The organism is Shewanella sp. HL-SH8 (assembly GCF_051165765.1).
In the GTDB taxonomy this organism is placed as follows: domain Bacteria; phylum Pseudomonadota; class Gammaproteobacteria; order Enterobacterales; family Shewanellaceae; genus Shewanella; species Shewanella glacialimarina.
Genome location: NZ_CP195039.1, coordinates 683,187 through 695,580, shown reverse-complemented (window position 1 = coordinate 695,580; position 12,394 = coordinate 683,187). Strand labels below are relative to the sequence as shown.

Here is a 12,394-nt window from a genome sequence, read left to right as displayed (position 1 = left end):
CCACTGATATTAGCAGCTTATTGCAACTTGCTAAAATTTATTTACTTTCTATAGCTACTTTTTGAAAAAAAAGCACTTGTCCAGAGGTAAATTGATAATTGATATTAGCGGAATCTTCCGCGGTATATCGACATATTTTATCATTAGCATCATAGCTCACCTCAATGTCGGTTAATTGAGTCGCTAATAATTGATACCATAAACGTTTACATCCTAGAACATCTAAACTGTCGATCACCGGCCATCCTTTATCGGACAGGCTAATCCAATTATCTGTTGCAACAAACTGATTGCCTAACGTATCTACTACACTTTGCGGTGAAACTTTAGCAGATGCTATAGCACTTTTATTGTCGGGTGCCTTGGGTGCCATGCTTGGCCAGTTAAGCAGTAGTTGTTTCGGTCTACCGCTTGATAGCCACTGGCTTTTTATCATTGTGGTGATATTAAGAAAACGCGTATGCTCAAGGGCTAAGCTTTTACCAGCAATAGCAGGCATGGCGTTAAAATATTTAATTCCTAAAACAGCCAAAACCAATAAAAATATGCTTATTGCTACTATACGACCATAGATTTTCAGTAAGTCATCATCAGCCTTTTGTTGTTTTAGCATAAATGTTCCTCACCTATTGAGGTCATTGATAATCTAGCCTTTAACCACATTGAGCATATCCCACATAGGGAGGTAAATACCTAAGGCGAGGATCAATACGATACAGGCAACAAAGCCAATTAATATAGGTTCTAATTTAGCGGTGAGATTTTTTAAATCGTAATCAACCTCGCCCTCATAAAAATCAGCAGCGTCAGTTAATAGTTGGTCAATCTGTCCAGTTTCTTCACCAACGGCAACCATTTGCAGCACTAATGGTGTAAACAACTTACTTTGATTCGACACTCTAAGCATGGATTCGCCAGATTCTATTCCTCGTCGCATACCTACAATTTTGTCATGCATGTAAGCATTATCTACCGCATCAGCAACGAGACTGAGCGCTTGTGTCATTGGTACACCTGCACTTAACATCATCGAAAAACTGCGGCAATAACGCGCCAGTGTCGAACGCTCAATGATTGAACCCACTGCAGGAATATGTAACTTCCATTTATCCCACTGTTTCTCGCCTTTTTCACTGTGTAACCAATAACGAATACCCACTATTATACCAATTAAGCCGACTATCATATGTGGCCAAAAATTAACAAATAGACTAGAGGTTGCCATTAAAATTTTAGTTGCCCAAGGGAGTTCGGCACCAAAGCGTGAAAACATATCAGCAAACTTAGGGATAACCATGATATTGAGTATTACCATAGCAATAGCGATCGCGATTAACACAAACATGGGATAGCGCATAGCCGATTTTATTCGACGACGAGTTTCCTGCTCACGTTCGATATAACCAGATAATTGAATAAAAGCATCTTCTAGCTTACCGGTATTCTCACCAACATGAACCATAGAAATAAATAAAGAATCGAATACATCTTGATGTTGATTCATCGCAGAAGACAAAGGTCTACCAGCGGTTAACTGCGATGATATATCATCCAATGCTTGTTTCATCCGCACTGAATGAGTGGTTTCCGACAGCCCTGCTATTGCCCTTAAAATAGGAATACCAGACCGAGTCAGCGAGTACATTTGCCGTGAAAAAATTTGTAACTCTTCCAATGACACTTTACTGCCAAACAAGCTAGTAATAGAGAATGTCTTTTGAGGTTTTACCACTCTTAGTTCTAACGGAATAATGCCACGGCTCATCAAGGCGTCCGCGGCTGAGTTTTCATCCGCTGACTCCAGTTGCGCCGTCACTGACTGACCTTGCGCATTTCTACCTCGATAATGATAAGTGGGCATAATTACGCCTCAGCCGTCTGTTGGTTTATAACATCTTGTGATAACGCAATTGAAGATTCACTGACATCTTCAACCAACTTGGACACCTCTTCCATAGTTGTGGTGCCCTGAAATAAGTATTCCATCGCGGATTTAGCCAAAGGAACAAAATTAGGGCTTTTTAATGCTGCGCGGGCGAAATCCTGTGGATTACCTGTACGCATGGCATCAATCATGTTCTCATCAAGTTCTAGTATTTCAAAAATACCGATACGACCACGGTAACCTGAACCGCTACATGTTTGACAGCCCGTCCCTACTTTAAAGGTGGCCTGTGAAAAATCTTCTTTAGAAACACTTTTCAACCAACTGGTATCAGCTGGGGTTAATTGATAATCGACACTGCAATTATGGCACACTCTGCGCACAAGACGCTGGGCAATGATCACTCTTAAAGCACTGGCAACTAAATAACTGGCCGCGCCCATATCGAGCAAACGTAATGCGCTGGTGACCGCATCATTGGTATGCAAAGTCGATAATACAAAGTGACCGGTTAATGCGCCTCGCAAACCAATTTCAACGGTTTCTTGGTCACGCATCTCGCCCACCATTATAATGTCAGGGTCTTGACGTAAGGTGGTACGAAGCACGTTAGAGAAATCTAAACCAATCTTATGATTCACCTGCACCTGGTTAATGCGCGGTAATTGATATTCCACCGGGTCTTCTACTGTAATAATTTTACGGTCGGCTGTATTTAGCTCTCTTAAAATACCGTACAAAGTGGTGGTTTTACCGCTACCTGTTGGGCCTGTTACCAACAACATGCCATGGGGGCGTTTAATTTGTTTACGAATACGGGCAACAATGTGTGGCGGCATCCCGGTTTCATCTAGTGTGCGTAAACCTGCTGTTTGATCAAGTAGACGCATTACGACTGACTCACCATGATAAATGGGCATAGTCGACATACGAACATCAATCTTATGCCCCTTAATTTCCATGTGGAATCGACCATCCTGCGGCAAACGTTTTTCAGAAATATCTAGCCCTGCCATCAGCTTTAAGCGCAACACTAAAGCGGAAGCAATATTGACTTCATTTAAAATATTTTCGTGCAGTTGTCCATCAACACGCTGGCGAATACGCAGTACTTTTTCACCCGGTTCAATATGAATATCTGAGGCGCGCATTTGCACTGCATCTTCAAATATTGATTGCAGTAACTTAACAACTGTTGTTTCGTTATCGCTGTCACCTTGGGTTAAATTTGCCAAATCGAACATGTCGTCAGCGGCATATTCTTCATCTAATTTACCGGCAATTTGCGCAATTTGATCTGTACGACGATATAAATTATCAAACGCGTCTAACAGCTGCTGTTCAGGTGCTACCGCAATTCTTAGTTGTTTAGGTGCAACAAGAATTTCCAAATTATCGATTGCTTGAAGGTCTGCAGGGTCACTCATTGCCACTAAGACACTATCGTGGTTGCTCTCAACCACAAGTGCACGATGTCGACGCGCCTGTACTTCTGGAAGAATATTAACCACTTCAGGGGTAATCGGCAGGCGACTAATATCTAAAAAGGGTAAGTTTAATTGCTGTGATAAAAACTGCAGTAATTGCGTTTCACTAATACTTTTTAAATCAATTAAGGTACGGCCGAGTTTTTTACCGGAACTACGTTGCTCTGCTAACGCTTGTTGAAGTTCAGCTTCCGAAATAATGTGTTCTTGGACTAAAAGATCACCTAAACGCATCTTTAACTTAGGTTTCATTGGTTTTCTCCTAGCTGCGCTAAACGCTGCTCAACAAATTCAATCGCAGTATTCGATAATCCTGGATAGCTTAATGCAGACCGATAAGCTTCGGCCGCTTTGACATATTGCTGCTGAGAATCTAATGCATAGGCTAATCCCATCCACCACCGAGCCTGTGTTGACTCAAGGGTTAACAGCGAGCGGTAAGCAGACTCAGCCAAACTATATTGACCTATTTTTTGGGCTACTTCACCTTGAAATACCCACTTATCTTTAACAAAGTGACTACTATCATCAATGTAGCTCAATGATTGCAGAGCGGCGCGATATTCTTGCAAAGCGTTTTCAATATTGGCTTTGATTAAATAAAATTCCCAGTGTGACGGAAACATACCTACGCCGCTTTCAAGTAATCTAATCGCGGTATTAGCATTATTTTGAGCGTAATAAATACTCACTAACTGTTTGCGCGCCGCATGTAAGCTAGGGTCGAGTATTATCGCTTCCAAATACCCGCTTGATGCATCACTTAAGCGTTTTTCTTTTTCTGCCGTTTGCGCCTTTTGAAATAACACCTTAGCTAATTGCGCCTTGGTCAGATTGACTTCAGTTACCTTCATATTACTCGCCACAGCTTGCTGACTTACTGGTCTATTACTGGCCTTTTGCTGCGGTGATTGTTGCTGTTGCGGTGTTTGTTGTATTTGAGCTTGTATAGTCGAGTTAGCCTGCGCAGAGCTAGCCACTGCAGGTGCTTCACTCTCGGTTGTTATCGCGGTAGCTTGTACAATATCTGAGCTGGCAGTAACATTGACTGTATCTTGCTGCTCCAAAGTATCGGATTGCGGTGCTAACTCTGATAACTGGGCATCTTGCTGGGCCATAGTAGCTTCAGCTGGTTGCAGCTCGATATTTTGCCCATCTAAAATTTCTGCTGCAATAAAATGGCTGGCGGAGTCATTACCAAGCTCTGTAGATAACGCAAGTTGGGTTAATTGTTCGTCCGACATATCCTGCTTTTGGCTAGTGTCTTCAACTTGCTGGTTATCCGATGTTATCACTGGTGATACAGTTGAAGAAATAAGTGATTGTTCGGGTAAACTGGTATTGTTAGTCGATATTTCAGGCAAAAATTCTGCCGCATCCTCAAGCTGCTCACCTTGCTGAAGTAAACTATACCCAAACCACGCCATAGGAATAGTCAATGCCAGCACTAATAATCCTAAACGTGTTTTTTTTGGTTGTTCAACCTGACTGTTAAACTCTACTTGAGGACGCACAAATTGGCTTGCTGGTGCAGTATCTGCACTAGTCGCATTCTGCTGACGCTGCTCTAAATCTTGCAGCATTTTATTGATTACGCTCATAACCACCCACTTATTCGTGCCAGCCAATGACCGCAACATGAAATCGAACTGAAATGTAATCCAACCAAAACACTTAACGCCACCCCGATGAAAACGAGTACTGGTTTAAGGGTAAATAATTGTGATGAGGACACAATACTCTTATTGGCATCTTCGGTATCGTTAATTGCCGCTTTACAATGTGCCAAGGTGACTTTGGTAGCCCCTTCTCCATAAGCAACTAATAACGTTTTATGGGCGAGTATATTCACCAACCGAGGGATCCCGCGTGCGCCGGAGGCGATTAACTTTGATTCTTTAACGGCAAAAGTGGCCAGACCTTGGTAGCCTGCTATCGTGAGACGATGGTTCATATAGGCTTGAACCTCATCCCAATTTAATGGCCGTAAATGATAACTAAACGTAATCCGCTGTCTTAGCTGGCGTAAATTAGCCTGATTTAATCTGTCATCAAGCTCCTGCTGACCAAATAACACCACTTGCAATAACTTACGGCTTTCGGTTTCAAGGTTGGTAAATAATCGCAGTGCCTCCAAGCTTTCATCCGGTAAAGCTTGTGCTTCATCAATCACTAACACAACTTGAAAACCTTGCACGCTCAGTGCTAATAGCTTTTCATGTATCAACCGGGTCAATTGCTGTTGATCAAGTTTTTCGGCGACATCAATACCTAAATCTGCTGCCACCGCCCAACGTAATTCAGCTGGGGTTAAGTAAGGGTTCGGAATATAAGCACATTGAAACTGCGAAGGTAACTCATTCAATAATTTGCGACAAACTAAAGTCTTGCCAGTGCCAACTTCGCCTGTGACCTTTATAAATCCTTCACCTGTTTCCAGCGCCATTTGCAGCACTTGCAACGCTTCAACATGTGGCGTTAGTCCAAAAAAGAATCCGGTATTCGGCGTCAATGTGAAAGGTAACTGCCGTAAACCAAAGTGTTGCAAATACATAACTGCTAATTCCTGATCAGCCAAAGGTTACTGCTGAGTCGGATACCAACGCTCAATAAGATCCTGCGAACGTTTTAGCTCATTTGCCCAGGTATCATCACCCACCACGGTAGGTTTTAGCATAATAATTAATTCGGTTTTTCTGGTTGAACTGCTGCGATTTGTAAATGCTTCACCTATAAAGGGAATATCTCCCAATAGCGGCACTTTAGACACAATTTCGATATTATCGCTCTTCATCAAACCACCAATAACCACCACATCGCCCGATGCCGCTTTAATCACAGTGTCAGATTCGCGAATTTCGCTTTGTGCTAGAGGTAATTCTAAGGTGGAATCACTGATTTTAATTAATTTAGTTTGCTCTTTCACATCTATAACTGATGGGTGGACATGTAATAACACATTGCCATCATCATCAATTTGCGGAGTGACATCTAACGCAATGCCAGAAAAGAAAGGCGTTAATTCAACCTGTGGAGTGGTCACTGGTGTGGTGCCTGCAACAGTGGTTGATGACACATCGGTGACAAAATACTCATCACTACCCACTTTTATAACCGCTTTTTGGTTATTAGAAGCGGTCACCCTTGGGCTTGATAGCACATTGACGTCACCTTGCGTATCTAACAGGCTAATCATCGCAGCAAAATCAGTACCTTTGACATTAATTGAGGTCACGCCACCAACTACACTGGTAATAGCATTACTTAATCCCTGACCTGCGCCTGTGCCAAAATCAATGTTAGTACTACCAACATGACCCATGACATTTTCCCATTGAATACCCTGCTGATAACCATCAGATAAGGTCACTTCAATAATTTTAGCTTCTAAAATCACCTGACGATGTAAATGAGTTTCTGCTTTTTCGATAAAATAGCGTACCTGGCGTAACTCATTTGGAAATGCACGAATCGTCACTAAGCCAGCCTGCGGAGTTACAACCACTTGGCGTCCGCCGCCAGTTTCCCCGATAATAGCGGTTAGCGTTTCTTTTAGTTCACCCCAAAAATCAGTTTTAGTTCTGGAACGGATAAATGTACCATTTGTATTATCGCTGCTATTACTATTACTACTGTCGTTATTACTGTTATTACTCGAGCTACTGTTGTTACCTGAATTAGAATTACTGTTATTACTCGAATTTGAACTATTGTCGTTATCAGAAATACGACCTGAACTAACTGAAGTTAACGATAATCCCTCACGTTCCATATATAAGTAATTCAATGAGAAGGTCTCTGTACGCATTCCAGAAGGGAAAACACGTAATATCCGGCCTTCTCGACTCACCTCATAGCCATAAATGTCTTCAACAACCTGGATTGCTTCGGCTAAAGTGACACTTTTTAAAGACAGTGAAATACTACCTTGTACTTCGGGGTGCACAGCAACACTGAGTGGCGTACCTTCAACTAATGAAGGAAAAAAGACTCTTGCATCAACCTCATGCGCTGAAACATCAAATCGACGCTCTGCTGGAAGCGGCGGCATTGAAGCGCCAATACTGTTTTGACCATTAAGCTCACGTTGCACATCAGCGGGCATGGCAGCAGCAGGAGGCATAACCAATTTGGGCGCTTGCGCTTGCGTTAATGACTCATTAATTGATTGTTTTGATTCAGTTGGATCTGGACGATTGGTGGTTTGACATGCCATCAAACTTAATGCCAACAGAGGGGTGATATAGTTAATCGATTTCATTGTTATTATTGTCCTATCTCTCTGTTACCGACTGGAATAGTTGGAGTTTACGACCATCAGACAAGCTTACCTGGCTTTTACCAATTGCCACAATACGTACTCCTTGTACCCTATCACCAACTTTCATAATTTTATTATTTATCACCGCAAACGAAGATGCGCCATTAATGACGCTACTTAGCACTAACCTTTCTGTCGCATCCGCTATAACGACGGCTTGATAACTCGCGCTTGGTAAAGTCGGATCACGCAATGTCTGCCCATGGGCGGCAAAAACCACCAATGAAAGCAAGCTGCTCATAACGTAAGGATTAATCTTGTTTAGCAACACTGATAAAGTCCTTATTAATGCTTAATGTATATAACTCTAATTCGACATTTGCTGTAGGGTGTTTAGCAACTTGATAATCTAAACGCTTCCAATAAAGCTTATCTGGCATAGATTCAACCGCTTTAACAAAATTCAAAATAGCAAAATAATCGCCCTCAATTTGCAGCTTGATCCCATGGCTGTATAGGTTCATCTGATGTTGCTCGTCCTCACCCACCTGTAAAAGTGCAATTGGGGCAATAGAGCTAAATGAAATTAGCTTGATGCCTTTATCATTTGATAACAGATTAGCCAATACAGTGGGCATATAATCTGCTGGCACCATATCAACCATTTGCGCATCTAGCTCTGCATCAACTACACGCATCTGCTCATTAATTAATGTCAGCCTTTGCTGATAATCTGCATTGGGATCTAACATCAACCTTTGTTGATATAACTCAATCTGCTGTTCAATAATGGAGGTTTCTTGCGCAACGCTATGCAATTGATTATCGAGTTGGGTTATTTTCATCCAACTACCATCGAGTGGTAAAAAAGCCAGCATACCAATAACGATAAACGTTGCCGCAGCAATTAATACTCGTTCACGTTGAGTTAACTGATTGAATTTTTGCTCAATTAACTGCCACTTTTGTTTCATTGAGCCATCTCCTTACTCACCACAGGCATGCTGGTAAGCTTAAAGGCCAAAGGCTGATCTTCGCCTCGATCCATCGTCATAGTGGCAAATGCAAAACCCTTAAGTGTCTCAGCCGTATTAAGTCGCTCAATCCATCTCGGAATGCTAGAGGGTTGCAGCCCAAAACCTTCAAATTCAATCTGGGTTTGATTAAAATAAATTCGACTCAACCAAACTGATGCGTCAGATACCACTGCCAAGTCAGTTAAAATAGGAGAATAACCTTGACTAATCAAAGCTGTGCGCTGCTCTAGTTCATTCTTAAGCAAGCGCTTTAATACTAAACGTTGCTCCTCAAGCTCAACACGGGCGACTAAGTCACGATCGGGAACACGTTGAGCAACCTGTTGTTCTAAGTTGTTTTTGTTTTCGATTAACATTTGCTGCTGAGCATTAGCCTGCTGCAATTCATGCTGCATATTATTCAATTGATGCCAGGCAAGGCCATATAAAAGTATGCTTACACTCAGTAACACTGCTAGGGCTGCCATTAACCTAGTAAAGTTTAACCTTTGCTTGGGAGGTAAAAGCGAAGCGGTATAGAGATTAATTCTGCTTTTAATCACACTTCACTCCTTGATAGTTCTACAAAGGCTAATTTGGCCAAATAAGCTGCCACACCTTGATGTTCGACCATAGTAACTGCTTGATTAAAGTTAGCAGCAACTAATTTAGTCAGAGCAGCTTGCTTACCCTCTGTCAGCAAGTTAATCGCAGCAACCGGCGCCTGGCGCAGCTGACTTTCGAAATAGTCCATTGAGCGCTGTATTTCTAAACTTAAGTTATCTGCCAACCCAGCACTCAAGTCTTGTTCTTTAACATCTTGCAACTCGTTAAAACCACGTACACGGCGTTGCATTAAAGATTCACCCGCTTTAATGACTGTGAATAACAACTCCTGGTGAGGTAAATGTGTTACTAACATGTGGGCCATGTTATCTGCGTCAAATATGTGAGTTAACACTAACTCTTCAATGGTAATACCCGCAATGGTAAAACCAAGTTCTTCACACGCACTCGCAATAGCGACAAGTTTATCTCGAGCGACAACAACGACATTGATTTTAGTGTTAGCGGAAACTGACGATTCAAAATAATCTACATGAATATTGGCAACAGGTTCTGACACCATGTCTTTAACAGTCCAAATTAATGCTTGGTTAATTTCGGCTGGTTCAACATTAGGTTTTTCGGCTTGCAATGATTGATAATGGCTAGCTGACATAACTATTTGCACAGTAGCTGTGCCAAACTTTTGTTTTATATCGCTAAAAGTTTCGTTCCAGTTCTGTTTTATTAATGGAAATTTGGTGTACGATTCGGCTTGACCTGACGTTTCACTTTGATAGACCCACATTGAGTCAGTGTCGACAAACACGCCCAATTTAGCGGAAGCCTCTGCTGTACGCCAAAAAGCCAATTTATTAACAAAACCACTATTCATCTAAAAACCTTTTTGCGTGTTAAATGGTGTCGATCCCCAACATACTTATTGAGCCTTAAAAAAGTCAATCTAACTCGAATTAAGTGTTGGCGTCGAATCGTGTGTTTACATCCATTTAAACTTTTGACGATACGGCTTTGAGTACAAATATTAACCGCTAACATTAATTTAACCATAACTATTAACTAAAAACATGGCATTATCCATGGTGAACTTATTCAATACTTTAGCTGCTAATATTTTCTATTTTATAGAAAAATACTAAAAATAGCCCTATTTAGATAAGATAGATTGTCACGCTAAGATAAACAAGTTTTTCACGATATTTGATAACATATAAGTTTACTGGCTCATCACCTTTGTCAGACCATAGCATCACCCAAGAACGGCCCCTGGGCGGCACTAACGCCTAATATTTTCAATGTTTGCCACTCTTCAAACATTTCAACTCCTTCCGCTATGACCTGCGCCTTCGAACGTAACAGACCACCAATAAGGCTACGGATATACAACTGATTTTCAGGTCGCTCATGCACCTGACGAATAATTGAACGATCTAATTTTACAAAATCAAAATCTTGGTTTTGAATATATTGTGTGCCAACTACTTGTTTACCTACATGATCTACACTCAATTTAGCGCCTATTTTAGATAACATAGTGAGCGTTTTAGCTAATTGTGGATGTTGCTGATGCTTAATAAAAATATCTTCGGACACTTCAAAAATCAACCTTGCTGCCAATGGCCTGTGCTCAAGCAAAGTAGACTGGATCCAACGAATAAAAGCACGGCTTGTTAGCGTGTCCATACTTAAATTAACACTATAGGTAAGTGTATTGTTTTGCATTAAACCAAATAATACTTTCTCAATAACCTGCCTTTCTATCTGCGGCATCAAGCCACACTTATTGGCCATTGGGATAAATAGTGTTGCTCTTACCTCATTATTCTTATTATCTTTAACACGGCTAAATACTTCATAATGTAGCAGGCTATTATCACTATCCAGCACAGCCTGGGTCATTACAATAAAACGCTTTTGAACGAGTGCATTTTCTAAAAAACTGCGCCACCTAACCGACCCTTTAGCAATTTCCTGGTCCACCGCACCTTTATCGTACATAAACCATGTATTAATTCTTTGCAGCTGAGCAGCGCGCAGCGCCATTTCGGCTTCTTCAATGATTAATAATGGCTGATCTCCAGCTTTATAAAATGCACCACCAAAATGAAGATAATTGTCGTGGTTGACTATATGGTGATGATCTACCAATAAACAGTTTCTTAATAATCTGTCAGCCAATAAGTCGGCTTCATCTAACGATAATTGAGGGATCACGATAATAAACTGCAACAGTGTTTTACGTGCAAAAATCACCTCACTGTGCTCATTAATCAACGGCGAAATAGTGGCAACTATTTGGGTTAAAAATATCCGATCGGCTTCAATATCAGCCTTAACATCCATTAATGCATCATCATTGAATTCAAGTAGAAATATCACCCCATGGGCCACCATTTTATTATCATGGCTTAACGCATCAATACGATTATCAAAATACAGCCTATTACCAATATTAGTTATCGGGTCTAGAAAAGTATTGGCTCGAATAAATTGATCTAATCTGCCACGCTCTTGTTTGGCATCATCCAATTCATCAAGTAAGCGAGATATAGCCCGATTAATTAGCCGCGGACGTCCATTAGTTGCTTGTGATTTTGCAGCATTAATATCACCGTCTAAAATTAATTTACTACGCAGTGCAAGTTGCTCGATACCCTCTAACTCATGGCTAATCCACCTTAAACCGTATCGCACAAACACCCCAATGGCACCAAGTCCGATTAACAGAATCAATGTTTCATACCACCCCAGCTGATATGCGCTAAAAGGAGGAGGTACCGCAAGCGTCATACTAAGACCACTATCGGCGTCAATAACATGTTGATATAAATTAAGGTTTGAATAAGGAGTACGGGGGTGATCTGCTTGATCAGTAAATAAGACTTTATCACCAAGACTCAATTGAAAATGTTGGGCATGGTAGGCTTTTAATACGGCCGGCAACCATGTATCTAACTGGCGCTCACTATGTTGTTTATAGTGGACCACAATCATAGATTCCAGTTCAGTGACCTTACTTTGTTGAAAACGGTAGGTCAGCTGAATAAAGCTCATTAAAGCACAAAGTAAAAAAACAAAGGCGACGGCAGCCAAAGACACCAACCAAAAACTGGTCAATTTTTTTGTGAGAATTTGAGTAAGCTTCATTTATCCGCTTCCTGCTGGATTTTTATTCTTT

11 protein-coding genes are annotated in these 12,394 nt (G+C 41.2%); all 11 read right to left on the bottom strand.

Translation table 11 applies throughout. From position 1 onward, the window contains the following. Positions 1 to 37: 37 nt before the first annotated feature. The 11 genes from ACRWQN_RS03160 to csrD all read right to left on the bottom strand — a co-directional run bounded on the left by ACRWQN_RS03160 (position 38) and on the right by csrD (position 12,363). Positions 38 to 613 carry an MSHA biogenesis protein MshF gene (locus tag ACRWQN_RS03160; RefSeq protein WP_434939741.1) on the bottom strand — a complete coding sequence of 192 codons (576 nt, stop codon included), beginning with the start codon at positions 611 to 613 and terminating at the stop codon, positions 38 to 40. A 33-nt stretch (positions 614 to 646) separates the two neighbouring features. After that, a complete protein-coding gene (locus ACRWQN_RS03155) occupies positions 647 to 1,861 on the bottom strand; it encodes a type II secretion system F family protein (RefSeq protein WP_434927943.1) in 1,215 nt (404 codons plus the stop codon). Positions 1,862 to 1,863: 2 nt separating this feature from the next. Then, positions 1,864 to 3,624 (bottom strand): GspE/PulE family protein, encoded by a 1,761-nt coding sequence (locus ACRWQN_RS03150; RefSeq protein WP_434927942.1) that lies wholly within the window; start codon positions 3,622 to 3,624, stop codon positions 1,864 to 1,866. Next, positions 3,621 to 4,973, bottom strand: coding sequence for a tetratricopeptide repeat protein (locus ACRWQN_RS03145; RefSeq protein ID WP_434939740.1), 1,353 nt, complete (start codon positions 4,971 to 4,973; stop codon positions 3,621 to 3,623). The genes ACRWQN_RS03150 and ACRWQN_RS03145 overlap by 4 nt, the downstream gene beginning before the upstream one ends. Beyond that, entirely contained in the window at positions 4,970 to 5,926 is a 957-nt protein-coding gene (locus ACRWQN_RS03140; protein WP_434939739.1) for an ExeA family protein, read from the bottom strand. The genes ACRWQN_RS03145 and ACRWQN_RS03140 overlap by 4 nt, the downstream gene beginning before the upstream one ends. Positions 5,927 to 5,953: 27 nt before the next feature. Then, entirely contained in the window at positions 5,954 to 7,633 is a 1,680-nt protein-coding gene (gene mshL / locus ACRWQN_RS03135) for a pilus (MSHA type) biogenesis protein MshL (protein ID WP_434939738.1), read from the bottom strand. A gap of 13 nt (positions 7,634 to 7,646) precedes the next feature. Continuing rightward, on the bottom strand, positions 7,647 to 7,964 hold the full coding sequence (locus ACRWQN_RS03130; RefSeq protein ID WP_434927936.1) for an MSHA biogenesis protein MshK: 318 nt from the start codon (positions 7,962 to 7,964) through the stop codon (positions 7,647 to 7,649). Beyond that, entirely contained in the window at positions 7,945 to 8,607 is a 663-nt protein-coding gene (locus ACRWQN_RS03125) for an MSHA biogenesis protein MshJ (protein WP_434927935.1), read from the bottom strand. The genes ACRWQN_RS03130 and ACRWQN_RS03125 overlap by 20 nt, the downstream gene beginning before the upstream one ends. Then, positions 8,604 to 9,212 (bottom strand): fimbrial assembly protein, encoded by a 609-nt coding sequence (locus ACRWQN_RS03120; protein ID WP_434930678.1) that lies wholly within the window; start codon positions 9,210 to 9,212, stop codon positions 8,604 to 8,606. Before ACRWQN_RS03120 ends, ACRWQN_RS03125 begins: the two co-directional genes overlap by 4 nt. Further along, complete coding sequence (locus ACRWQN_RS03115; protein ID WP_434939737.1) at positions 9,209 to 10,090, bottom strand: biogenesis protein MshI; 882 nt, start codon at positions 10,088 to 10,090, stop codon at positions 9,209 to 9,211. The genes ACRWQN_RS03120 and ACRWQN_RS03115 overlap by 4 nt, the downstream gene beginning before the upstream one ends. A 362-nt stretch (positions 10,091 to 10,452) precedes the next feature. After that, entirely contained in the window at positions 10,453 to 12,363 is a 1,911-nt protein-coding gene (csrD, locus tag ACRWQN_RS03110; RefSeq protein ID WP_434939736.1) for an RNase E specificity factor CsrD, read from the bottom strand. Positions 12,364 to 12,394: the final 31 nt, after the last annotated feature.